The 20,818-nt window shown below is 71.0% G+C and carries 13 protein-coding genes; 10 read left to right on the top strand and 3 right to left on the bottom strand.

Features of this window, described 5'->3' with window-relative positions; all coding sequences use genetic code 11:
* Positions 1–138: 138 nt before the first annotated feature.
* Positions 139–3,537, top strand: a complete 3,399-nt coding sequence (locus ACIBH1_RS11555; protein WP_397313613.1) for a discoidin domain-containing protein — start codon at positions 139–141, stop codon at positions 3,535–3,537.
* On the top strand, positions 3,534–5,663 hold the full coding sequence (locus ACIBH1_RS11560; protein ID WP_397313614.1) for a discoidin domain-containing protein: 2,130 nt from the start codon (positions 3,534–3,536) through the stop codon (positions 5,661–5,663). The genes ACIBH1_RS11555 and ACIBH1_RS11560 overlap by 4 nt, the downstream gene beginning before the upstream one ends.
* A gap of 56 nt (positions 5,664–5,719) precedes the next feature.
* Here the strand turns inward: ACIBH1_RS11560 and ACIBH1_RS11565 are convergent, their stop codons facing one another.
* A complete protein-coding gene (locus ACIBH1_RS11565; protein ID WP_397313615.1) occupies positions 5,720–9,496 on the bottom strand; it encodes an NB-ARC domain-containing protein in 3,777 nt (1,258 codons plus the stop codon).
* Between the two features lie 482 nt (positions 9,497–9,978).
* Between ACIBH1_RS11565 and ACIBH1_RS11570 the strand changes: the two genes are divergently transcribed.
* From ACIBH1_RS11570 to ACIBH1_RS11585, 4 genes are read left to right on the top strand one after another with little or no spacing between them, the layout of a single operon-like run.
* A complete protein-coding gene (locus tag ACIBH1_RS11570; RefSeq protein ID WP_397313616.1) occupies positions 9,979–11,121 on the top strand; it encodes a DUF418 domain-containing protein in 1,143 nt (380 codons plus the stop codon).
* A 10-nt stretch (positions 11,122–11,131) separates the two neighbouring features.
* On the top strand, positions 11,132–12,352 hold the full coding sequence (locus tag ACIBH1_RS11575; RefSeq protein ID WP_397313617.1) for a sensor histidine kinase: 1,221 nt from the start codon (positions 11,132–11,134) through the stop codon (positions 12,350–12,352).
* Positions 12,349–12,981: a response regulator gene (locus ACIBH1_RS11580; protein ID WP_397313618.1), complete on the top strand. Its 633-nt coding sequence runs from the start codon at positions 12,349–12,351 to the stop codon at positions 12,979–12,981. Before ACIBH1_RS11575 ends, ACIBH1_RS11580 begins: the two co-directional genes overlap by 4 nt.
* 42 nt (positions 12,982–13,023) lie before the next feature.
* Positions 13,024–13,479, top strand: coding sequence for a hypothetical protein (locus ACIBH1_RS11585; protein ID WP_397313619.1), 456 nt, complete (start codon positions 13,024–13,026; stop codon positions 13,477–13,479).
* Here the strand turns inward: ACIBH1_RS11585 and ACIBH1_RS11590 are convergent.
* Positions 13,476–14,645: a hypothetical protein gene (locus ACIBH1_RS11590; protein WP_397313621.1), complete on the bottom strand. Its 1,170-nt coding sequence runs from the start codon at positions 14,643–14,645 to the stop codon at positions 13,476–13,478. The genes ACIBH1_RS11585 and ACIBH1_RS11590 overlap by 4 nt on opposite strands.
* Positions 14,646–14,948: 303 nt before the next feature.
* On the bottom strand, positions 14,949–15,401 hold the full coding sequence (locus ACIBH1_RS11595; RefSeq protein ID WP_397313622.1) for an iron chaperone: 453 nt from the start codon (positions 15,399–15,401) through the stop codon (positions 14,949–14,951).
* A gap of 160 nt (positions 15,402–15,561) precedes the next feature.
* Here ACIBH1_RS11595 and ACIBH1_RS11600 point away from each other — a divergent pair, with 160 nt between their 5' ends.
* The 4 genes from ACIBH1_RS11600 to ACIBH1_RS11615 all read left to right on the top strand — a co-directional run bounded on the left by ACIBH1_RS11600 (position 15,562) and on the right by ACIBH1_RS11615 (position 20,814).
* Entirely contained in the window at positions 15,562–16,254 is a 693-nt protein-coding gene (locus ACIBH1_RS11600) for an ABC transporter ATP-binding protein (RefSeq protein WP_397313623.1), read from the top strand.
* Positions 16,254–18,692 (top strand): FtsX-like permease family protein, encoded by a 2,439-nt coding sequence (locus tag ACIBH1_RS11605; protein ID WP_397313624.1) that lies wholly within the window; start codon positions 16,254–16,256, stop codon positions 18,690–18,692. The genes ACIBH1_RS11600 and ACIBH1_RS11605 overlap by 1 nt, the downstream gene beginning before the upstream one ends.
* Positions 18,693–18,740: 48 nt before the next feature.
* The gene (locus ACIBH1_RS11610; RefSeq protein ID WP_397313625.1) at positions 18,741–19,742 is read left to right on the top strand and encodes a BtrH N-terminal domain-containing protein; all 1,002 of its coding nucleotides are present in this window, start codon (positions 18,741–18,743) and stop codon (positions 19,740–19,742) included.
* Between the two features lie 151 nt (positions 19,743–19,893).
* Entirely contained in the window at positions 19,894–20,814 is a 921-nt protein-coding gene (locus ACIBH1_RS11615; protein ID WP_397313626.1) for a sulfotransferase domain-containing protein, read from the top strand.
* The last annotated feature ends 4 nt before the right edge of the window (positions 20,815–20,818 follow it).

Here is a 20,818-nt window from a genome sequence, read left to right on the forward strand (position 1 = left end):
CGATGCCACGCCCGCGTTACCTGCACGTTTCGGCCGGACAAACATTTGGGCCTTGACGGGCTTCTCCGCACGATGCAGTCTCTCGGCACGGAGAGCGCTCTCCTCCTGTAGCACCGGCCACTATCGAGGAGAGTCAACGTGTTTCCCGCCCGACATCCCGGCCGGTTCCGGCTCGGCCTGGTCGTCGCCCTGGTGGCGTGCCTGGCCGGACTCGGCCCGGCCCTGGCCGCACCCGCGGCCGCGGTGGCCGAGACCCTGCTGTCGCAGGGCAAGGCCGCCACCGCCTCCTCAGCCGAGGGTGGCGACACCGCCGCGGCCATGGCCGTGGACGGCAATGCCGGCACGCGCTGGTCCAGCACCTTCAGCGACGCCCAGTGGATCCAGGTCGACCTCGGCGCCCCCGCCGCGCTGACCAGGGTCGAGCTCGTCTGGGAGGCCGCCTACGGCCGCGGCTACAAGCTGCAGGGTTCCGCCGACGGGACGACCTGGAGCGACCTGAAGACCGTCACCGACGGCGACGGCGGCACCGACACCCACACGGTCACCGGCGGCTTCCGCCACGTCCGCATGCTCGGCACCCAGCGCGGCACCGGCTACGGCTACTCCCTGTGGGAGATGCGCGTGTACGGCGAGGCTGGCGGCCAGCCGTCCGGATGCGGCACCGCCAACGCCGCCCAGGGCAGGACCGCCACCGCCTCCTCCACCGAGAGCGCCGCCTACCCGGCCGGCGCGGCCGTCGACGGCAACGCCGGCACCCGCTGGTCGAGCGCGGCCTCAGACCCGCAGTGGATCCAGGTCGACCTCGGCTCCAGCCAGAGCGTCTGCCGCGTCACCCTGACCTGGGAGGCCGCCTACGGCAGCGCCTACAAGCTCCAGGGCTCACCCGACGGGACGAGCTGGACCGACCTCAAGACCGTGACCGGCGGCGACGGCGGCACCGACACCCACGACGTGACAGGAACCGCTCGTCACATCAGGGTCCTCGGCTCCGCGCGCGGCACCGGCCACGGCTACTCGCTCTGGGAACTGCAGGTCAACACCGGCGACAGCCCGCAGGAGCCCGGCGACTGGACCGAGGTCTGGCGCGACGACTTCACGGGACCGGCCGGCACCACGCCGAGCACCGCCAACTGGATCAAGCGCACCGGCACCTCCTACCCCGGCGGCGCCGCCAACTGGGGCACCGGCGAGGTCGAGACGATGAGCGACTCCACCGCCAACGTCAGCCTCGACGGCAACGGCTCCCTGGCCATCAAGGCCATCAGGGACGGCGCCGGCACCTGGACCTCGGGACGCATCGAGACCCAGCGCACCGACTTCCAGGCGCAGCCCGGCGAGATGGTCCGCTTCAGCGCCCGGCTCAAGCTGCCCGCCGTCGCCAACGGCCTGGGCTACTGGCCGGGCTTCCGCGCCACCGGCGCCGCCTACCGCGGCAACTACACCAACTGGCCCGGCGTCGGCGAGACCGACATCATGACCGCCGTCAACGGCGCCGACGAGTTCTCCAACACCCTGCACTGCGGCACCGCGCCCGACGGCGTCTGCAACGAGTACAACGGCCGCACCAGCGGCTTCGCGACGTGCGGCTCCTGCTCGGCCGGATACCACGAGTTCTCGCAGGTCATCGACCGCACCAGGACCGACGAGGAGATCCGCTTCTACCTCGACGGCAGGCAGACCTGGGTCGTACGGCAGAGCCAGGTCGGCGTCGCCGCCTGGAGGGCCGCCGTGCACCACGGCTTCTACCTGCGCCTCGACCTGGCCATCGGCGGATCGCTGCCCAACGCCATCGCGGGCGTCACCACCCCCTCTCCCGAGACCACCTCGGGCGGCGTGCTGAACGCCGACTGGGTGAGCGTGTCCAAGCAGACCGGAAGCACCCCCGCCCCGATGACCGACGGACCGGTTCCCGCCGGGCCGAGCGTCGTGCGGGTGACCGGCGGCAACGGCAACTGGCAACTGTCGGTCAACGGCCAGCCGTACCTGATCAAGGGCCTGACCTACGGCCCGCCGCAGTCCGCCGCCGACGGCTACATGCGCGACCTGAAGGCGATGGGCGTCAACACCATCCGCACCTGGGGCGTCGACGACGTCAATACGCCCTCCCTGCTTGACGCCGCCGCCCGCAACGGCATCAAGGTCATCATCGGCCACTGGCTCAACCAGGGCGCCGACTACGCGGGCGACACCGCCTACAAGAACGCCGTGAAGAGCGAGATCGTCGCCCGCGTCAACGCGCTCAAGAACCACCAGGGCGTGCTCATGTGGGACGTCGGCAACGAGGTCATCCTCACCATGCAGGACCACGGCCTGCCCGCCGACGAGGTGGAGCGGCGCCGCGTCGCCTACGCCCAGTTCGTCAACGAGGTCGCGGTCGCCGTCCACGCCGCCGACCCCAACCACCCGGTCACCTCGACCGACGCCTACACCCACGCCTGGAGCTACTACAAGGCCCACTCGCCCGCGCTCGACCTGCTCGCGGTCAACTCCTACGGCGCCGTCCACACGGTCAGGAACGACTGGATCGCCGGAGGGTACGGCAAGCCGTACATCGTCACCGAGGCGGGGCCCGACGGCGAGTGGGAGGTGCCCAACGACGTCAACGGCATCCCCGACGAGCCGACCGACCTGCAGAAGGGCCAGATGTACACGGCCAGCTGGAACGCCATCGCCGGCCACACCGGGGTGGCGCTCGGCGCGACGATGTTCCACTACGGCCTGGAGAACGACTTCGGCGGCGTCTGGCTCAACATCACCCCCGGCGGCTGGCGCAGGCACGGCTTCCACGCACTCAAGCAGGCCTACACCGGTCAGCCCACCGGCAACACCCCGCCGCGCATCTCCTCGATGACGGTCGGCTCGCAGACCGCGGTCCCGGCCGGCGGCACCTTCACCGTCGACACCCAGACCACCGACCCCGACGGCGACCTGATCCGCTACCACGTGATGCTCAGCGACAAGCACATCACCGCCAACCGCGGCTTCCGTCACGCCCGCTTCACCCGGACGTCCGCCAACCGGCTCACCGTCACCGCCCCCGAGCAGCTCGGCGTCTGGAAGGTCTACGTCTACGCCTTCGACGGCCACGGCAACGTCGGCATCGAGCAGCGTTCCTTCCGCGTCGTCCCGCCCACGGTCGACGGGACCGACGTCGCCCGCGGCAAGCCCACCACCGCCTCCAGCTACCAGGCCACCGGCGACGGCGGCCCCTTCAACCCCGACCGCGCCACCGACGGCAGCTTCACCACCCGCTGGGCCAGCGAGTGGTCCGACTCCCAGTGGATCCAGGTCGACCTGGGCGCCGTCACCCCGATCAAGCACGTGCAGCTCGGCTGGGAGTCGGCCCACGCCCGCGCCTACAAGCTCCAGGGTTCCGCCGACGGCAGCACCTGGAGCGACCTGAAGACCGTCACCAACGGCGATGGCGGATTCGACAGCTTCGATCTCACCGCATCTGTCCGCTACGTCCGTCTCTCCCTCACCCAGCGAGCCACCACCTACGGCTACTCGCTCTGGGAGTTTGGGGTCTACCGATGAAACGACCGATCCTCGCCCTCTTGGCCCTCCTGTCCGCCTACGCCGTCTCCACCCCCGCGGCGCACGCCGTCGCCTGCTCCACCACCAACGCCGCACTCAACCGCCCCGCCACCGCCTCCTCGACCGAGGGCGGCGCCTTCACCGCGGCGATGGCCGTGGACGGCAACGCGGGAACCCGCTGGTCCAGCGCCTTCAGCGACCCCCAGTGGATCCAGGTCGACCTCGGCTCGTCCAAGACCGTCTGCCGCGTGGGCCTGCGGTGGGAGGCCGCCTACGGCAAGGACTTCACCATCCAGGCCTCGCCCGACGGCACCTCCTGGACGACGCTGCGCGCCGTCACCGGCGCGACCGGCGGCACGGCCTCCTACGACGTCGCCGGATCCGGCCGCTACGTGCGCGTGCACGGCACCGCCAGGGGCACCGGCTACGGCTACTCGCTGTGGGAGCTGACCGTGAACACCGACGACGGCGGCACCCAGCTGCCGGGAGGCGGCGACCTCGGGCCGAACGTCAAGGTCTTCGACCCGTCGATGCCCGCCTCCACCATCCAGTCGCAGATCGACCAGATCTTCACCCAGCAGGAGGCCGCCCAGTTCGGGCTCGGACGCCACGCGCTGATGTTCAAGCCGGGCCGCTACGACGTCAACGTCAACACCGGCTTCTACACCTCCGTGCACGGCCTGGGCCGCAACCCCGACGACGTCACCGTCAAGGGCGTCAGCGTCGACGCGGGCTGGTTCAACGGCAACGCCACGCAGAACTTCTGGCGGGCGACGGAGAACCTGGCCGTGGAACCGTACGACGGGACCAACCGGTGGGCGGTGGCCCAGGCCGCGCCGTTCCGCCGCATGCACATCCGCGGCGCGCTCAACCTGGCCCCGAGCGGGTACGGCTGGGCCTCCGGCGGCTACATCGCCGACAGCAAGATCGACGGCCAGGTCGGCTCCTACTCCCAGCAGCAGTGGTACACCCGCGACAGCGCCATCGGCGGCTGGTCCAACAGCGTGTGGAACATGACCTTCTCCGGCGTCCAGGGCGCTCCGGCCACGAGCTTCCCCGAGCCGCGCTACACCACGCTCGACACCACGCCCGTCAGCCGCGAGAAGCCCTACCTCTACCTCGACGGCCAGGACTACGCGGTGTTCGTGCCGGGCAAGCGGGTCAACGCCCGCGGCGTCTCGTGGGCCGACGGCCCGACGCCCGGCACGTCCGTCCCGCTCAGCCGCTTCTACGTGGCCAAGCCGGGCGTCACGGCCGCCACCCTCAACCAGGCGCTCGCCCAGGGCCTGCACCTGCTGTTCACCCCCGGCATCTACCAGCTCGACCAGACCGTCGAGATCAACCGGGCCGACACGATCGTGCTCGGGCTGGGCCTGGCCACGCTGGTGCCGCGCAACGGCGTCGTCGCCATGCGGGTCGCCGACGTCGACGGCGTCAAGCTGGCCGGATTCCTCATCGACGCCGGGCTGGTCAACTCGCCGGTGCTGCTGGAGGTGGGCCGTCCCGGCGCGCACACCGACCACTCGGCCAACCCGATCACCCTGCAGGACGTCTTCGTCCGCATCGGCGGCCAGTTCGCCGGCAAGGCCACGGTCAGCGTCGCCGTCCACGCCGACGACACCGTCATCGACCACACCTGGATCTGGCGCGCCGACCACGGCGAAGGCGTGGGCTGGGACGTCAACCCCGCCGACTACGGCCTGCGGGTCCACGGCGACGACGTGCTGGCCACCGGGCTGTTCGTCGAGCACTACAAGAAGTACAACGTCGAGTGGTTCGGCGAGCGCGGCAGGACCATCTTCTTCCAGAACGAGCTGCCCTACGACCCGCCCAGCCAGGCCGCCTACATGAACGGCAGCACCAAGGGCTGGGCCGCCTACAAGGTGGCCGACTCGGTCAACACCCACGAGGGCTGGGGCATGGGCAGCTACTGCGTGTTCACCAGCGACCCCACCATCGAGGTGGACCGCGGCTTCGAGGTGCCCGTCAAGCCGGGCGTGCGCTTCCACAGCCTGCTGGCCGTCTCCCTCGGCGGCAAGGGCAGGTACAACCACGTCATCAACAACACCGGTGGTCCCGCGCAGGGGGTGGAGACGGTCCCGGCCACGGTCACGTCCTTCCCCTGACGGTCCACCGGCTGTGGACCTGCCTCGGAGCAGGTCCACAGCCGGTCAGGGAGCCGCTACGATCCGCCGTCGGTCTCCACCGTCTCGAACCTTTGGTCCGACTCCAGTCCGTTCGCCGTCCTCTCCTGCTCGCCCAGGCGGCGGGAGAGCCGACCCAGGTCGAGCAGCAGCGACACAAGGCTCCGTTCGGCTCCTTTGCGCCGCCGCATCTGCGCAACCGCCTCCTGGTAGGACCCCAGTGCGTCGGCGAGATGGCCTTCTGCCTGCTGAACGTCTCCGATGTGCTTCAGGACCGTCGCGTGGGAACCGGGATCCCTTACGGGGTCGATCAGCTTGGCGGCGTCCTGGAAGGCGACGATGGCCTCCGCGTGGGCGCCCTCGTGACCCGTCCTTCCCAGTCGTTGGAAGGCCTGCCCCAGCTCGAAGAGGTGTACCGCCAGCCCACCCATGCCTCTGGCCTCTGCCAGAAGTCGTTTGGCCTGGTCCAGGATGCGGCGGGCCTCTGCCGGATCGCCCTTGTCGATCAGGAATTCGCCGAATGCAAGCAGGGTCGTCGTCTGGCTGCCGATATCGCCGTCGCGGAGCTTGTGCTCTATTGCCTCCCGGTAACGCGCCATCGCCTGTTCGTTCTCTCCCTGAGCCGCGTGCACGTCGGCGATGTCGTGCAGGATCACTCCGTAGAAGTCGGGCTCGAGGCCTGGATCGATCCAATCGAGCGCCTCCTGATAGCTCGTGAGCGACTGGTGGAAGGCCTCGTCATGGCCGCGCTTGGCCAGGCGCTCGTACCGTCTGCCGAGGCTGTGGGAGCGTCGTCCCCGCTCGGCGAGGTCCGCGATCTTCACCAGCAGTTCTCTGGTCTCGTCCAGGATGAGGCGCGCTTCCGTCAGCTCGCCGGAGTCGATGAGGAAGTCGCCGAGAGTAATCCTTGTGGTGCACAGATCGGCCGGATTGTTGGCGCGTTGCTTGTACGCGATGGCGTCACGGAAGCGGGCAATCGTGTTGTCGCGCTCGCCCTTTGCCCTGTGCACCTCGGCGACGTCATGCAGGATGACTCCGTAGAGACCGGGCTCGTCGTCCGGATCGATGAGCTCGAGCGCCTCAGCGAAACAGGCGAGCGCCTGGTCGAGCGGGGCGAGCTCCGGTGAGTCATGGGCTGGATCTGGCATGTCGGTGTCTCCCTCCACTGATTGGCGGGCCGCCTCCTCGATGAGGAGCCGGCCACGCCGTAGCAACATGCTTCCGAGCTGCCTGCGGCGGTGGTTCGTCTCGTGGTGTCGCTTGCCGAAGATCCGGAGGAATCCCTCGTAGACCTCCCGGGCCGCGGACTCGGCTTCGTCCCATCGGCCCAGTTCCTCCAGCGGGCTGACGATCCAGCCGAGGGAGACGAGGGTGTCGGGGTGCTCGGGGCCTAGGTGCGGTATCTGCCGCTCGGACTGATAGATCGCCTGGAACTCCCGCAGCGCTTCATCCGTGGCGCCCGAAAAATAGAGGCGGGCGGCCAGGCCGGTTCGAGCACCCAGAGTGTCGGGGTGGTCGTCGCCCAGAAGCCGCCGCTGCGCCTCGTAGACCGCCTGGTAGATCTGCTTGGCCTCTTCCGACTCGCTGTCCTGGTACGCGAGTGTGATCGCGAGCTGCTGGTGCGCGTCAAGCACGTCGCGTAGCGGACGGGCGGCAGCGTCCTCCCAGCCGAGGTCGAGGAGAGCGAGCCCCTGCGGGGTCCGCCAGCCGCCATGAGCCAGACGGCCGAGCACCCCGGTGGTGTCTACCTGCTCAAGAAGCTGTTCCCGTGCTGCGCAGAACGCGCGGAAGCGGCGTTCGGCTTCCTCCAGCTGAACACGACGGGACTCCGGGTTCTCGAGGACTCTGTGCGCCTGATCCCTCAGTGTGCAGGCCAGCCAGCCTTCGACTTCGACGATGGCGGCCCGATTGTCCGGCAGCCGCCTGCGCACCTCCAGGACGACACGAAAGGCTGCTTCGGCCTGCTCGTACATGCCCCGGCTCTGCAGATAGGCCGCCGCCGCGAAGGCGGCCGAGGCCGCCTGCTCGCGAACCTCCACGGGAAGCGACGGCTCGCGGTTGCCGGTGAGAGCAGGTAGCAGGTAGGTGCAATGCGGTGCGAGGAAGTGGAGGCGTGCCCACGCCCGGATGTCCTCAGGGCTTCCGCAGTCCTCGGCGGCCGAGTGCACGAGGGTGCTCGCCAGAACGATGTAGGCGACAGCCGAGCCGGGGACATCATTGTCGAAGTGACGGCTGGCGTAGTGGACCAGGGGGTGCATGACAGCCAGGCCAGGCCGCTCGATGACCGCGCCGTCCCAGCCGGGGTCGGCCGATGTGCCTGGTTCATGCAGATCGATCAGGCCGACATCGGCCAGCGCCTCCATCGTCAGGCTCAGCGTCGTGGTGTCGAGGCCCGCGAAGAGCTCCGACCCGGCGAGCGCGGCGGGTTGCAGCAGCAGCTGATCGGGGATCGGCGCGTCGGCCAGGCACGACAGCAGCCTTATGAGAGGCCGGGCATGGACGATCCCGCGACGTTGAAGCAGCTCCAAGGACAGCCGCAGGACACCCTCCAGATCCTGCCTGGTCTCGTCGTCCTGTAGATGGTGAACCTTGTCGTCGTCGAGAGCTCTGGCGTACTCCGCGAACGTGGCAGGGATCCGGGGATCGGGATAGCGGCTTCCGGCCGCCCGCGCCAGGTGCTTGCCCGCCAGCCTCAAGGCCAGAGGCAGATGGCCGAGCCGGGCGGCCAGTGATTGCGCCTCGGCACGGGTGCCCGCCCGATCGGCGACGTAGTCCAGCAACACGTCGGCCGCGTCCCCAGGCTCGAGCCTGCCGATCTCCTGACGATCCCACCAGGTTCCCCAGGCATCGGGTCTCTCGTCACGACTGGTCAGCACGATCAGCCCGCGGCTTCCTGCCCGCAGCGGCCGGATCCATCCCGTGCCGGCGGGCAGGTCGTCGGCGCCGACTGAGAGCAGGGCCGGATCGGCGTTGTCCACCACCAGGAGCCAGGGCCTGGCCCGGCCCGCCAGTCCGCGCCACAACTTCTCCGCCACGGTGAGGTTCGCGTGGGCCTCCTCCACCGACACGATTCTGCGGGCCACCTCCTCCAGGCTGGTCTCCAGGTGGAGGAGGTTGGTCGCGTTCACCCACCACAGGTCGACGTCGATCTTCCGCTCGGCGGCCTGGAGGCCGACCTCGTGGGCGATCTCCTGGGCGATCGACGTCTTGCCGTACCCGCCGGGCCCGAACAGCAGGACCACCCGCGATGAGGTGTCGTCACCCGGGTTGATCAATCGGGAGACCAGACGCTCCACCAGTTCCTCGCGGCCCCGGAGGCGTCGATCCTGTTCTCGCAGGTGAAGGGGTTGAGGCGGCGTAAGTGAGACCATCGGGACAGCAGGCGCGGCGCCGCCGAGTCGGCGGACTTCTGGAGCGGCGTCGGGTGGTTGCTGCCCCGGCCCCACCTGATCCGGCGTGGCGAGCCGGGGAGGGGGAGCAGACCGGGACCGGCGACCACCCCGGTCAGGGTGGCGCTCGCGCCAGGCCTCGGCGCGCAACAGCTCGAACTGTCCTTCGGAGAGCGGGCGATAGTCGCGATCTCTTGCGCGGGCCTTGCCCGCCAGATAGGTCACCAGGAACCGCAGGGCCGGCCGCTTGCGCGCCGAGGGGACGCTCGTGCCGTTTCGCCAGTCACTCAGCGAGGTCGACGTCAGGTTGAGCTCTCCGCCCCTCTTGATCAACACCGCGTAGGTCGGCTTGCCCGCGTGCTCGTACAGGTCGCGAAGCGCGTCGACGAAGGCCTGCGCCGCAGGGCCGAGTATGTGACCGTCCACCCATGCCACTCCTTCAGACTCCGGATCCGGACCGAACCAAATCCGAAAAACTCCCCGAGTCGAGGCAGCGTGCCTAGGACGAGCATGCACCAGGTCTCCGAAGAATGCCGGAAACCGACCGAATCGGCTGGATCGGTACCACCAATGCGCCCCGCCCGGAAAGGCGGGCGCCCGATCCGGAGGTGCTCCATGGTCGTCATTGCCCAGTTCGCAGCCCTTGCGGGCGCGGTTTACGCCGTCGCCGTCACCGCGGTCTCCATGGTCGCCGTCGCCGCGCGGTCCCCCCGCCGGCGCCGTGACGCGCAGAGGACCCTCGAGATTCTGCTCAGAAGGACCGAAGCGCGATGAAGACTGCCGTCATCCTCCGAATGGAGGATGACGGCCATCGTCCGTCCGCTGCCGATCCGCGCACGGACGCACGATTCGGCGACCCGGTCTCTCCCCGCAGACTCGGAGCACACCCACCGAGCCGAGGAGAGACCGTGGTTGCCACCCTGGGGTTGCGGCCGGTCGGAGAGACCGAGCGCCAGCTCGCCCCCGACCTGGCCAGAGGGATCATGCTGGCCCTCATCGCCGTCGCCAACTCCGCCGTCTACCTGTACGGCAGGCCGTACGGCATGCGGCAGCACATCATCGAGCACGACCTGATCGACCGGCTGGCGGCGCTGCTGACCATGTCGCTCGTCGACGGGCGCGCCTACCCCATGTTCGCCGCCCTGTTCGGCTACGGCATGGTGCAGATCTGGAACCGGCGGCGCGACGACGCCGAAGGCCTCCGGGTGCTGAGGCGGCGCAGCCGGTGGCTGCTGCTGTTCGGCCTGGTCCACGCCGTGCTGCTGTTCTCCGGCGACGTGCTCGGCGTCTACGGGCTGGTGGGGCTGCTGCTGTGCCGGATGCTGCGCGTGCGTGACCGGACCCTGCTGGTGCTGGGCGGCATCTGGCTGGTGCCCGTCGCCCTGCTGACCGCGCTGGCCTACACCACGCCCGAGGGGGCGAGCGAGCGCACCATCTTCTGGTCGCTGGCCACCGACGACGCGGCGACCGCGCTGATGCTGCGCCCGCTGGAGTGGGTGATGACGCCCCTCGGCATGACCGGGGTGTTCACGGCGGCGCTCGTGGGGGTGTGGGCGGGCCGCCGCGAGCTGCTGGCCGTACCCGACCGGTGGGTGCGACGGGCCGCAGTGTGGGGTCCGCTCATCGGGCTGGCGGGCGGGCTGCCCGTGGGCCTGGCGGCGACGAAGTTCGTCGAGGTCGGCGGCCCCGGCGCGGTGGTGGCGCTGAACGCCCTGCACGTGGTGTCCGGCATCGCCGCCGGGCTGGGCTACGCGGCCCTGATCGCCGTGGCCGCCCAGTGGATCGGCGCGCGGCGCGGCCCGATCGTGCGCGCCCTGTCGGCCACCGGCCAGCGGTCGATGACGTGCTATCTTCTCCAATCCGTTGGGTTTGTCGCGCTTTTGCCCCCTTATACGCTCGGGCTTGGCGGGGTGCTGGGCTCGGCCGCTACGCTCGCCCTGGCCGTCGGCATCTGGGCGGCGACCGTGGTCGCCGCCGAGCTGATGCGCAGGGCCGGGCGGCGCGGCCCCGCCGAGTCGCTGCTCCGGCGCCTGACCTATCCGCGCCGATGAGGGAGGGGCCATGCGGGTCGACGACTGGAACCGCGCCTGGCGCGCTCTGCCGCTGATCCTGCTCGTCGTGGCGATCGTGATCGCGGCCATCGACGCGTCCGTCCCGCCACCCGAGCGGCTGCTCACGGCGGCGCTGTCCGTCGCGGCAGGCGTGTGGCACTGGTGGATGGTGATGGCCCACCCGCACTGGCCGGAGCGGGTGGCCGCGCCGATGGTCGTCTACTTCGCCGTGCTCCTGGTGATGGCGGCCGTGTTGTCGTCGCGTCACCCCGCCTACGGACTGCTGGTGCTGGCCTGCTTCCCCACCGCCTTCGCGACGCTGCCCGGCTGGTACGCCTACGTCGGCGTGGCCGCCACGGCGCTCGTCGTCGTGGGCGGCCCCGCCGCCGTCCTCGACGCCGGAAGCCCCTGGTCCATCCCGTCGGCCATCGCCGGCGGCGCGCTGGCCGCGTTCATCGGCTGGTGCATCAGGGCCATGGAGGCCGAGGTCGAGCGCCGCCTGGCCGCCAACCGGGCGCTGGAGAGCGCGAACCTGCGCCTGGCCCAGCTCAGCGAGGAGAACGCCGAACTGCAGGGCAGGCTGCTGACCGCCGCCCGCCAGACCGGCGTCACCGGCGAACGCAGCAGGCTGGCCAGGGAGATCCACGACACCGTCGCCCAGGGCCTGGCGGGCATCGTCACCCAGCTCGAAGCCGCCGAGGAAGCCGCGAGCGACCCCGAGGCCGTGCGGCGGCGCCTGGCCGTCGCACGCGACCTGGCCAGGGAGAACCTGTCGGAGGTGCGCAGATCCCTCGACGACCTGCGCCCTGGCCCGCTGGCCGGCACGACCCTGCCCGAGGCGCTGACGGCGCTGGTGTCAGGATGGAGCGGCGTCAACGACTCGCCCGCCACCCTCACCGTCACCGGCACCGCCCGGCTCCTGCACCCCGAGGTCGAAGCGGCCCTCTACCGTACGGTTCAGGAGGCGCTGGCCAACGTGGCCAGGCACGCCCGGGCCCGTAAGACAGGAGTCACGCTGTCATACATGGAGGACGTGGTGGTGGCCGACATCCGCGACGACGGCGCGGGCTTCAACCCTTCGCAGGTGCGGGGCACGGGCTTCGGGCTGACCGCGATGCGGCAGCGCGTACTCAGGCTGGCCGGAACCGTCGAAGTCGAATCGTCCCCCGGCCAGGGCACCGCGATCAGCGTGAGCGTCCCCGCCATCCCGGCCGACAGGGAGGCCCGATGACCATCAGGCTGGTGATCGTCGACGATCACCCCGTCGTGCGCGACGGCCTGCGCGGCATGCTCGTCGAGCAGCCCGACCTCGACGTCGTGGGCGAGGCCGACAACGGCGAACGCGGCCTGGCCGTGGCCACGCGCGAACGCCCCGACGTGGTCCTCACCGACCTTCGCATGCCGGGCCTGGAGGGGCCGGAGTTCATCAGGCTGCTGGCGCAGCGGGTGCCGTCAGCGCGGGTGCTGGTGCTGACCACCTACGACGGCGACGACGACGTGCTGCCCGCGCTGACCGCGGGCGCGATCGGCTACCTGCTGAAGGACTCCCCGCGCGAGGAGGTCTTCCGCGCCATCCGCGCCGCCGCGGTGGGGGAGACGGTGCTCTCCCCGGCCGTGGCCGCCCACGTGCTCAACCGGGTCCGCACGCCCGCCCCCGCCGAGCTCAGCGACCGCGAACGAACCGTGCTCGAGCTCGTCGCCCGCGGCTCCACCAACAAGGAGGCGGCCGCGGCGCTGTTCATCAGCGAGACGACCGTCAAGACGCACCTGGCCCACATCTACACCAAGCTCGGCGTCTCCGACCGCGCAGCCGCCGTCGCGGCGGCCTTCAACCGGGGGCTGCTGCCAAGGCAGCGCTGAGGCTTGGCCGCACGCCGAGAACGATCACTATGGTGTGAACCCGTGAACGTCATCGAGTTCCGCGTCGTAGCGCCCGTCGCTCCAGCCGCATTTCCGCACCTCGACATCCTGATCGACGACATCAACCTCACCGAACACGCCCGTCGGGTCGAACTGCCCTTCAGCGCCGACCTGGCCGGCTCCTACACCGGGCTCTGGAACGAGGTCTTCTGGCCCAGCCGTCACCTTCTCGGGGAGCCGAAACACCGGTGGTTCGACGACGGCGACACCGTGCTCCTGGGATGCAAGTGCGGCGAATGGGGATGCTGGCCGCTCACCGCGCAGGTCGAGGTGACGGATGAGACCGTCACCTGGTCGGCGTTCCGCAACGGCCATCGTGCCACCTGGGACCTCAGCGCACTCGGTCCCTTCATCTTCGACAGGCAGCAATACGAGACGGCCCTCCGCCGTACCTCTTCGGCTGCTCCGCCGAACCCCGATCTTGGGATCGGTTCCTAGCCCGCGACGGCGTGCGCGGACAGGACATCGGTGGCGGTGGTGAACAGTTCGGACGCGCCGGTCGCCGGGTCGATGACGGCCACGTCGGCGGTCAGGTTGTCGAGGGCCACCACGAGCCGTTCGCCGCTGAAGGCGACGCCGCCCTCGACCGGCGACTGCAGATGCGCGCCCGTCACGGTGCGGTCCTGGGCAGGGGAGCGCGGTGACAGCAGCAGGGCGGCGGGTTCGTTCGGGTCGGTGCCCACGGCGGCGAGCCTGCCGTCGGGGGAGGCGGCGAGGTAAGCGTCCCACGGGGGTTTCAGCGACGTCACCGTGCGGACGGGCTCGAGATCGGGGCCGTAGAGCTGGAGGGTGCCGCATTCCGGTGTGAACACGGCCACGCCCGTGCCCGGCACGTGGGCCAGGCTCCGGCCGAATCCCGCGCAGGGTTTGCCGTCGCCGTGCCGGGGCTGCGGGAGCTTGGCGCCGGTGAGCCTGGCGGCGGTGACGTCGTGCACCACCGTGACCGCTCCGACGGGGCGGTAACCGGGGTCGGATTCCTTCGCTTCGTCGGGGTCCTGGCGGCCGGGGCCGTCGTCGTACTCACCGCTCGCCCCGACGATCAGGCCGATGCCGCCACCGTCGAGGGGGCCCAGGGCGAGCCGGTCGCCGAAGGCGTCGCCGAGCTCGGAGGTGCCGGGCACGCCCAGGGTGTTCTGGGTGATGCGGCGGATGGGCCAGCCGTTGCGGAACAGGTAGACGGCTCCGCCCGGCTTCTCGCCCGGTGCGCCGATCGCGATCAGGTCGCCGTGGACGGCGACGGCCTCGCCGAAGCCCGCGTCCTGGGCGGGCCGGGTGGAGACGAGTTTCCTGGGAGGGGCGGCGCCCCCGCCGTACAGGACGTGGACCGCGCCTGCCGCCTCCTTGCCGTCCACGGTGAGGGTGCGGCTGCCGACCAGCAGGTCCGCGCAGCGGTCGTCGTTGATCCTGGCCATGGTGACCGACCAGCCATAGCCCTTCATCCGCACGCCCGGCGGCGTGGGCACCCGCACGAGCCTGCCCTCGGACAGCAGACGCACCTGGCCGGTCTTGCCCAGGTAGCCGATGGCGATGTCGTCGCGGCCGTCGCCGTCGAAGTCACGCTCGCTCGCCCGGTCACACCCGCGCTCGACCAGACCGGTGACCACGGGGCGTTTCGCACTGGGAGGCGGTGCCGTGACTGTGGGCTGCGACGCGCTCGGGGGGCGGGCCGTGACGCCGGGTTGTGACGCGCTCGGGGGCGAAGGGCTGACCTCGGGCCGGGAGGAGGTTCCAGGCAGAGGCGTGGGGATCGGCGAGTGGGTGGGGAGGGCGGCGGGGGTCGGGGATGAGCAGGCGGTCAGGACGTAGATCAACATGGCCGCCGGGAGGCGGGCGGAGGGTGGCATCGAGCAACACTCCCTTGTCGTTCGGGCCATCCTCGCCGCCGCCACGATGATCGGCAACTCGCTTCAGCTCACCGCCTGCTTGATCAGGGCGGCCAGGCGGGCCTCGTCGGCCTCGGTGAGGGTGGTCAGGGCGTAGGAGGTGGGCCACATGGTGCCGTCGTCGAGGCGGGCGGCGTCGTTGAAGCCGAGCGTGGCGTAGCGGGCCTTGAACTTGGGCGCGGGCTGGAAGAAGCAGACGATCTTGCCGTCGGCGTGGGCGTAGGCGGGCATGCCGTACCAGAGCTTGGAGATCAGGCCGGGGGCGGCGGACTTGACGATCGTGTGGACCCGCTCGGCGATGACCCGGTCGGCCTCCTGCATCTCGGCGATCTTGGCGAGCACCTCGGACTCGGCGTCGCCCTTGGTCCCGCGGCGCGAGGTCGCCTTGAGGTCCTCGGCGTGGGCCTTCATCGCGGCGCGCTCCTCCTCGGAGAAGCCGTCGTAGGTCTTGGTCGCGGTGGTGGTCTTGGCGGTCATCTCGGGCTCCTTCGTCGTCGTGCTGACAACACTCAGGTTGCCCGGCCGGGTTGATACATCGGCGATGCGTCCGCGATGCGGCGGGCACGTCCGGCATATCGCGGGCGTATCGAAAACCCGATACACGCACGCAACACCGCCTCGCCTTGACTTCACGACCATGATGCGAGCCGCTCGGGGCGACCTGGCCGCCAGCGCCAGGAACCTGACCAAGACCTACGGCCGGGGCGAGACCGAGGTCCACGCCCTGCGCGGCATCGACCTCGACCTGCCGCGAGGCGGGTTCACCGCGATCATGGGGCCGAGCGGGTCGGGCAAGTCCACGCTGATGCACTGCCTGGCGGGACTCGACCAGGCCGGCGACGGCACCGTCACGGTGGCGGGCATCGACCTCGGATCGCTGGACGACGACGCGCTGACGGTCTTCCGCCGCGAGCACATCGGTTTCGTGTTCCAGTCGTTCAACCTGCTGCCGATGCTCACCGCGCTCCAGAACATCGTGCTCCCGCTCGAACTGGGCGGTCGCCGCGTCGACGACGCGGCACGCGAACGCGCGCACCTGCTCGCGGAGACGCTGGGCGTGGCCGACCGGCTCGGCCACCGGCCCGCCGAGCTGTCGGGCGGCCAGCAGCAGCGGATCGCGATCGCCAGGGCTCTGGTGACCGAGCCCGACCTGCTGTTCGCCGACGAGCCCACCGGCAACCTGGACAGCGCCTCGTCGGCCGAGGTGCTCGGCCACCTGCGCCGGTCGGTGAGCGAGCTCGGCCAGACCGTCGTCATGGTCACCCACGAGCGGGACGCGGCGGTGTACGCCGACGACGTGGTCACCCTGCAGGACGGGCGGATCGCCTGATGCGCACCGTCCTGCTGGCCTCGTTGCGCGTCCACGTGCGCAGGTACGTCGCCGCCGCGATCGCGGTCGTCGTGGGCGTCGCCTTCGTCGTCGTGGTGGGGGTGCTCACCTCCGGGGCCAGGAGCGGGCTCATGGACGGCTTCGGCGCGCCGTACCGCGACGCCGATCACGTGGTGTCCGGGCTGGGCGCGGGGGACGCGATCGCCCTCGCCGAGCGGCACGGGCCGAACGCGTCCGCGATCGGCCGCGCCATGCTGCCGATGCGCGCAGGCGACCGCCTCTTCCCCGACACGGCCGTGGGGCCGGTCGCTGTCGCGCAGGAGATGCGCTGGCAGAAGCTCGTGTCGGGGAGCTTCCCGGCCAGCGAGGGCGAGGCGGTGGTGGACATCTGGGTCGCCGAGTCCAGGGAGATCGCGGTCGGTGACCGGCTCCTGGTCGGCGAGGGCGCCGCCGCGGCCGATCTGCGGGTCGTCGGCGTGGTGGAGTCGCCCTCGACCTCGGCCCAGGCCTCCGTGTACGTGTCCTGGGCGCGGCTGGTGCGCTGGCGCGAGGAGCCGACGCTGTCGCTGAGCCGCGTGGCGGTGCGCGGGCAGGTGGGCCCGCTCCCGGCGGGCGCGAGGGTGCAGTCGCCCGAGGAGTTCGTCACGGAGAAGCAGACCGAGCTCAACAACCGGGTCGACGCGCTGTCGGCGATGCTCCTGCTCTTCGCCGGGGTCGCCCTCGTCGTCTCGGTGCTGGTCATCGCCAACACCTTCTCCATCCTGTTCGCGCAGCGGTCGCGCGACTTCGCGCTGCTGCGCTGCGTCGGCGCGACCCGGCGGCAGGTAGTCGGCGCGGTCCGCCGGGAGGCCGTCGCCGTGGGAGTGCTCGCCTCGCTGGCGGGGGTCGTGGTCGGCACCGGTGCGGGCTACGGGCTGCTCGCGCTGATCAACACGCTCGCGCCGACCGTCACGATGGGTACGGCTTCGCTGCCCGTGCCCTGGTTGGCGGGCGGGTTCGTCACCGGCGTGGTGGTCACCGTGGTCGCCGCCTGGTCGCCGGCCAGGCGGGTGGTCAGGGTGAGCCCGCTGGCGGCGCTGCGCCCTGAGGCCGCGGGCGGTGGGCACGCCGCATCAGGACCCGCTCGCCTGGTGCTCGCCGTGCTCCTCCTGGTCGTCGGCCTGGCGCTGCTCGGCGTGGCGATGGCCCAGGACGACACGGCGTTCATGGTGGCGGGCGGGGCGACGATGTTCGCCGGGGTGCTGCTCTTCGGGCCGGTGCTCGTGCCGTACCTGATCAGGGCCGCCGGAGGGCTGCTGGGCCCCGCCGGGCGGCTGGCGACGGCGAACGCCGTGCGCGACCCGCGCAGGACCGCCACGACCACCGCCTCGCTGCTGATCGGCGTCACCGTGACGAGCGCGGCCCTCACCGGGATGGCCACGACTCGTGCGGCGCTCGACGAGGCACGCGACCGGCGCCATCCCGTCGACGCCTCGCTCACCTCGCCCAGGAACCGGGTCACCGACGGGCTCCTCGACCGCGTGCGCCGCACCCCCGGCGTGGAGCAGGCGTTGCCGGTGTACGGTGTCACGGCTCTCGTGGCGGGGCTCGACGAGCCGATCCCGGTGGTCGCGGCACCGGACGCGGGACTGGTGGCCCGCGACGGCGGCGCCTTCGCCCAGGTGGGGCCGGGGGAGATCAGGATCGATTACGCGGCCTTCCGCAAGGACCTGGGTCTGCGTCCCGGCGATCACGTGGCGGTGCGCGCCGGGGAGCGGCTCATCGTGCTGCGGGTCGCCGGCGGCACCGGCTGGGGCCGCGTGGGCGTCGTCTCCTCCGAGACCCTGGCCGTCCTCACCGGCCTCTCGTCCAGGGTGCCCAGCAGACCGGGGGCGCCCACCGGCGGGATCGAGACCCAGGCGCTGTGGATCAGGGCCCAGTCCGCCGCCGACCCCATGCGGCTCGTCGAAGCCCTCGACGACCTGGCCGATCCGGCAGGCCTGCAGGTCGACAACGGCCTGCAGGCCAGGGAGACGGAGGAGCAGCAGCTCCGTGTCCTCACCTGGTCGGTGCTCGGCCTGATCGCCATCGCGGTCGTGATCGCCCTGGTCGGCATCGCCAACACCCTGGGCCTGTCCGTGCTCGAACGGGCCCGCGAGCACGCGCTGCTGCGCGCGCTCGGCCTCACGCGCCGCCAACTGCGGCGCATGCTGGCCGCCGAGGCGCTGCTGCTGTCGGCGGTCGCCGCCCTGCTCGGCACCGTGATCGGCATCGGGTTCGCGTGGGCGGGTCACGAGACGTTCGTGACGCGGGCGCTGGCCGGCGCGACCCTGCGCGTGCCCTGGCCGTCGCTCGGCGCCGTCGTCGTCATCGCCGCCCTGGCCGGGCTCCTGGCCGCCGTCCTGCCCGCCCGCCGGGCCGCCCGGGTGACCCCCGCCGCCGGGCTGACGCTCGACTGACCGCCGCCCGCTGGACTCTCCCACGGAGGGAGGCCTCATGCTCGGAACATGACGGCAACCATCGTGAAGGACATCGAGCCCAGGGGCACGCAGCACTGCGAGACGACGGCACTGGGGGTGCTGCTGCGGCACCAGGGGCTCGACCTGCCGGAGCCGATGTTGTTCGGGCTGGGCTCCGGGCTGTCGTTCGTCTACTGGGACGGCAAGGGCATGCCCTTCCCCTTCCTCGGCGGACGCGTCAAGCCCTTCGAGCTCACCAGGAACCTGGCCGCGCGGCTGGGGCTGACGCTGACCGTCCAGGAGACGGCCTCGGCGCGCAGGGCATGGGAGAACGTCGCCGCGCCCATCGAGGCCGGTCGCCCGGTCGGGCTGCAGCTCGACAGCTTCCACCTGGAGTACTTCGGCTCCAAGGTGCACTTCGGCGGCCACGTCGTGGCCATGTACGGCTACGACGAGCACGACGCCCTCCTCGTGGACACCGACCAGCAGGGCGGCGGCGTGCGCACCAGCAGGGCCAGCCTGGCTGCGGCCCGCTCCGAACGCGGCCCCATGACCGCGCGGAACCGCTCGTTCACCCTCGACGTTCCCGCCGACGCGCGGCCGTGGCAGGAGCAGGTCGTGCCCGCCGTGCGTGCCTGCGCCGAGGCCTTCCTGGCGGCTCCCATCGCCAACCTGGGCCATCGCGGCATCGAGAAGGCGGGCAAGCAGGTGCCGGGCTGGATGAGCCGTGCCGGCGACCCGGGCCGCGACCTGGCGCAGGCCGCCCTCCTCATGGAGAGGGCCGGCACGGGCGGCGGGCTGTTCCGCGCGATGTACCGCGACTTCCTCGGCGCGTGCACCGGCCTGGTCGACGACCCCCACCTGCGGACGGGCCACCGGCTGTACGGCGAGGCGGCGGCCTTGTGGACGGAGGTCGCGGCGCTCATCGCCAAGGCGGGGGAGAGCGGTGACGCCACGCTCCTCGACCGGGCCGGCACCCTGCTGCGCGACCTGTCACGGATCGAGCACGACGCCATGCATGCGCTGCGCCAGACGGGGAAGGGGCGGTGACGGGGCGCCACCCGACCTCTCCTGCCAGCAATAACGCCAAACCGAATCCGAACTCGCGAAATTACCAGATAATTTCCGCCGTGTCAGATAGAGAATATCGTTAATGTGACATGCCTTTCTTTGCGCAACATAAGGTATTAAAGTCGGATCAATGACGACGGATTTAGCCCGTTACCTCACACCGATGGAGGACAGCTCCCGGTGGGAGGGATTCGAATTCCGCCCCGGCGACATCGTCATCAATTCGCCCGCAAAGTGCGGCACCACCTGGACCCAGATGATCTGCGCCCTCCTGGTCTTCCAGACGCCCGACCTGCCCGCCCCGCTGACCAGCCTGTCACCCTGGATCGACATGCTGGTGCGCCCCAGGCAGGAGGTCTGGGCCCAGCTCGCCGCCCAGCGGCATCGCCGGTTCATCAAGACCCACATCCCCCTCGACGGCATCCCCACCGACCCGCGCGTCACCTACATCACCGTGGGGCGCGACCCCCGTGACGTGGCCATCTCCCTGCGCAGCCACGGCAAGAACCTCAAGCGCGAGGTGATCCGCAAGCTGATCCACCAGGCCGCGGGGGCGGGCGAGGTCGAGGTCGACGGCCACGACGACAGGGACCTGCTCGACGAGCGCGCCTACCTGCTCCAGTGGGTCGACACCGACGACTCGCCCTACGAGAACCTCGACTCGCTGCGCGCCCTGATCTGGACCCAGAGCCGCGCCTGGGTGCGCCGCGCCGACCCCAACGTGATCCTGCTGCACTACAGCGACCTGTCCGCCGACCTGGCCGGGCAGATGCGCCGCCTGGCCGTACGGCTCGGCATCGAGATCGACGAGCGCACCTGGCCGCGCCTGATCGAGGCGGCCACCTTCCAGCAGATGCGCGAGCGCGCGGACGACCTGGCCCCCGACGAGCAGCTCGGCTACCTGCGCGATCGCGAGCGGTTCTTCCGCAGCGGCAAGACGGGGGAGTGGCAGCGGTTCCTGACCGCCGAGGACCGCGCGCACTACGAGCGCCGCGCGGCCGAACTGGCGGAGCCCGACCTGCTCGAATGGCTCCATCACGGCGCCGGATGACCGC

The sequence above is a fragment of the Nonomuraea sp. NPDC050663 genome (assembly GCF_044456985.1).
GTDB lineage: Bacteria > Actinomycetota > Actinomycetes > Streptosporangiales > Streptosporangiaceae > Nonomuraea.

Excerpts from the sequence above, each read along its gene's own strand:
- ACIBH1_RS11560 (WP_397313614.1), top strand. The coding sequence starts at position 3,534 with ATGAAACGACCGATCCTCGCCCTCTTGGCCCTCCTGTCCGCCTACGCC.
- ACIBH1_RS11575 (WP_397313617.1), top strand. The coding sequence starts at position 11,132 with ATGCGGGTCGACGACTGGAACCGCGCCTGGCGCGCTCTGCCGCTGATC.
- ACIBH1_RS11580 (WP_397313618.1), top strand. The coding sequence starts at position 12,349 with ATGACCATCAGGCTGGTGATCGTCGACGATCACCCCGTCGTGCGCGAC.
- ACIBH1_RS11595 (WP_397313622.1), bottom strand. The coding sequence starts at position 15,401 with ATGACCGCCAAGACCACCACCGCGACCAAGACCTACGACGGCTTCTCC.
- ACIBH1_RS11600 (WP_397313623.1), top strand. The coding sequence starts at position 15,562 with ATGATGCGAGCCGCTCGGGGCGACCTGGCCGCCAGCGCCAGGAACCTG.
- ACIBH1_RS11605 (WP_397313624.1), top strand. The coding sequence starts at position 16,254 with ATGCGCACCGTCCTGCTGGCCTCGTTGCGCGTCCACGTGCGCAGGTAC.
- ACIBH1_RS11610 (WP_397313625.1), top strand. The coding sequence starts at position 18,741 with ATGACGGCAACCATCGTGAAGGACATCGAGCCCAGGGGCACGCAGCAC.
- ACIBH1_RS11615 (WP_397313626.1), top strand. The coding sequence starts at position 19,894 with ATGACGACGGATTTAGCCCGTTACCTCACACCGATGGAGGACAGCTCC.